This is a genomic window from Labrys sp. 22185, assembly GCF_052045555.1.
In the GTDB taxonomy this organism is placed as follows: domain Bacteria; phylum Pseudomonadota; class Alphaproteobacteria; order Rhizobiales; family Labraceae; genus Labrys; species Labrys neptuniae.
Window position 1 is genome coordinate 1 of record NZ_JBQEPH010000108.1, and the last position, 2,770, is coordinate 2,770.

Here is a 2,770-nt window from a genome sequence, read left to right on the forward strand (position 1 = left end):
TCGACGGCAGCTTTCTCCGCCGACCTTGCGCCTGCACCCGTTGAGCCTGTGGCACCGGTTGTCCTGCCGTTCTCCTGGACGGGCTTCTATGCTGGTGCGAACGTCGGCTATGCTTTTGGCGGCCGCGACACGGTCGGCATCCACGATCCGGATTTCCTCGGCGACATCGGCAAGCTGACGGGCAAGGGTTTCCTTGGCGGCTTGCAGGCCGGCTATAACTACCAGTTCGACAACATCGTGGTCGGTATCGAAACCGACTTCCAGGGTGCCCAGATCAAGGACACCGTGCATGGTGTGGTCGCTGGCGCTCCCGGTCGTGCCCGCTCGGACATCAAGTGGTACGGCACGCTGCGTCCGCGCATCGGCTATGCCTATGACCGCTTCCTGATCTACGCCACCGGCGGTCTGGCCTATGGCAACATCGACTACAAGCTCAGCTATGACGGCGCTTCGTTCAGCGACAGCAACACCAAGGTGGGCTGGACGGCCGGTGCCGGTCTCGAATATGCCTTCACCGACAATCTCTCTGGCCGCATCGAATATCAGTATGTGAACTTCGGCAGCTACACGGTGCGCGGCAGCGGCACCCTTCACTCCAAGGCCTCGCCGGACTTCCACGCCGTGCGTCTGGGTGTGAACTACAAGTTCTGATCCGACGCTGCTGCATCGGATCTCATTGCATCAACGGGGGCAGGTTTGCCCCCGTTTTTGTTTGCCGGATCTGCAACGGCCGATGATGCAAACGGGTAGGTCAGGCCCAGCACCGTCCGATAGCGCCAGCCCTCTCTCTTGTAAGCCGGCTTAACTAAGGGCTGCGGACCATTGGGTTTCCAAGTCCGTGCTCTTTCAGCCGAAGTGAGAAACTGCCCCCATAGGGGCCCCTTCCACTCCTGTGAAAAGATTGCACCGTCAAACTCTGGGATCAAACATCTCTCTAGGCCAGTCATTTCCATGCGCAAGGTCTTCACCAGTCGTTGCACCATCCTGATGTTCTTTTCTTTGAAGCGAGTCGGGTCGATCTCAATCAAACGCTGCAGAATGGTTGCGGCCGAGAGGGTTGGCTCCTCCTTCAGCCATTCCTTTATCTGCGCCTCGAAAGCTCGTACACACTGGGTCTCTTCGGCGAGGGTTTGGTCCGCCGGTATGGCCGTTTATGCGTTGGACGTCTCTCGCCGTTTCTCCACGCCGTTTTCAGGTTCGAAGCAAAACTCTGGAGATCGACCACCACAGGTTCCCCAGGCTGAGCGTCCAACCCGCGACGGTCTACCCACTTTCCGAGCTAGGCTCAGGACCTATTAATTTGTGCTGAGATGTGATTCACGGTCTCTGGTAAGGAGATCTTGATGGGTGATTTGTTTTTGCTAAGCGAGCGCCAGATGGCACGGATCTCGCCACATTTTCCGCTATCGCATGGGGTGCCGCGTGTGGACGACCGGCGGGTGGTGAGTGGGATCGTCTACGTCATCCGCAACGGCCTGCAGTGGAAGGACGCTCCCAAGGATTATGGGCCTCATAAGACGCTCTACAACCGCTTCATGCGCTGGAGCCGTCTTGGTGTCTTCGACCGCATCTTCGTAGGACTCGCCGGCGAAGGGCCGAAGCCGGAGCGGATCATGATCGACGCGACGCATCTGAAGGCGCATCGCACAGCGGCGAGCCTGCTCAAAAAGGGGCTGTTCCCCGGCGTATCGGGCGCACCAAAGGCGGACTGAACTCCAAGCTTCACACCGTCTGTGATGGCACCGGCCGCCCCATCATCATGCTGCTCTCGGAAGGCCAGATGAGCGATCACAAAGGCGCAGCTCTCGTGCTCGGTGCCTTGCCGTCGGCCAAAGCCCTTATCGCCGATCGTGGCTACGACAGCGTAGCCTTCCGCCAGGCGCTCGTCGCCAAAGGCATCGTGCCCTGCATCCCCTCGAGCCGAAGTCGGAAAATCCCTTATCCCTATGACAAGGCTCTCTACCGCCAGCACCACAGGATCGAAAACCTCTTCGCTAGGCTCAAGGACTGGCGCCGCATCGCCACCCGATACGACCGATGCGCTCACACCTTCTTCTCTGCTATCTGCATCGCTGCAGCCGTCATCTTCTGGCTCTGATCAATGAGATGCCGTAACGGGGCCTGCGCCGCCCACGGCTCGGCACCGCTTGCAAGATCAGGGCAGGCTATCGCTGTTCCCGTATCGGATCAGCAGGAGGACTGGGGGATGAGACTGTTTGTCGGTTTGGATGTATCGTTGGCGAAGACCGCGATCTGCGTGGTCAGCGAACATGGGAAGATCGTGAAGGAGGCACAGGTCGCCAGCGAGCCGGAGGCGCTCGCGAGTTGGATCGCAGAACAGAATGGCAGCATTGCCGCCATCGGCCTCGAGGCCGGCCCTTTGTCGCAATGGTTGCATCGCGGATTGGCCGAGGTGGGTCTGGACGTCGTTTTGATGGAAACTCGGCAGGTCAAGGGCGGCTTGAAGGCTATGCCGATCAAGACTGACCGGCGCGACGCGGAAGGAATTGCCCGCCTGCTGCATCTGGGCTGGTTCCGCCCGGTTCACTGTAAATCCGTTTCGGCGCAGGAGGTCCGTACCGTGCTCGGAGCTCGCAAAGCGATCCAGCAGGGGATGATCGCACTGGAGATGTCCCTGCGTGGGCTCCTGCGGAACTTAGGGCTGAAGGTCGGTGCCATCTCGCGCGGCCAATTCGAGCATCGCATCCGCGAACTGACAGTCGGCAATCGAATGCTCGAAGCCGCCACGGAGCCGATGCTGCGAGCGCGG

At 60.0% G+C, this 2,770-nt stretch carries 3 protein-coding genes; all 3 read left to right on the top strand.

The window, feature by feature from the left end:
• Nucleotides 1–651, top strand: a 651-nt coding sequence (locus ACTJKX_RS38095) for an outer membrane protein (protein WP_440728491.1), incomplete at its 5' end; no start/stop codon positions are given.
• Nucleotides 652–1,343: 692 nt separating this feature from the next.
• Nucleotides 1,344–2,098, top strand: a protein-coding gene (locus ACTJKX_RS38100) for an IS5 family transposase (protein ID WP_440728493.1) whose coding sequence is annotated in 2 segments (ribosomal slippage) — nt 1,344–1,677 and nt 1,677–2,098 — 756 coding nt in all. Because the reading frame shifts where the segments join, the coding sequence is not laid out codon by codon here.
• Nucleotides 2,099–2,206: 108 nt separating this feature from the next.
• On the top strand, nt 2,207–2,770 hold a 564-nt coding region (locus tag ACTJKX_RS38105; protein ID WP_440728492.1), incomplete at its 3' end, for an IS110 family transposase.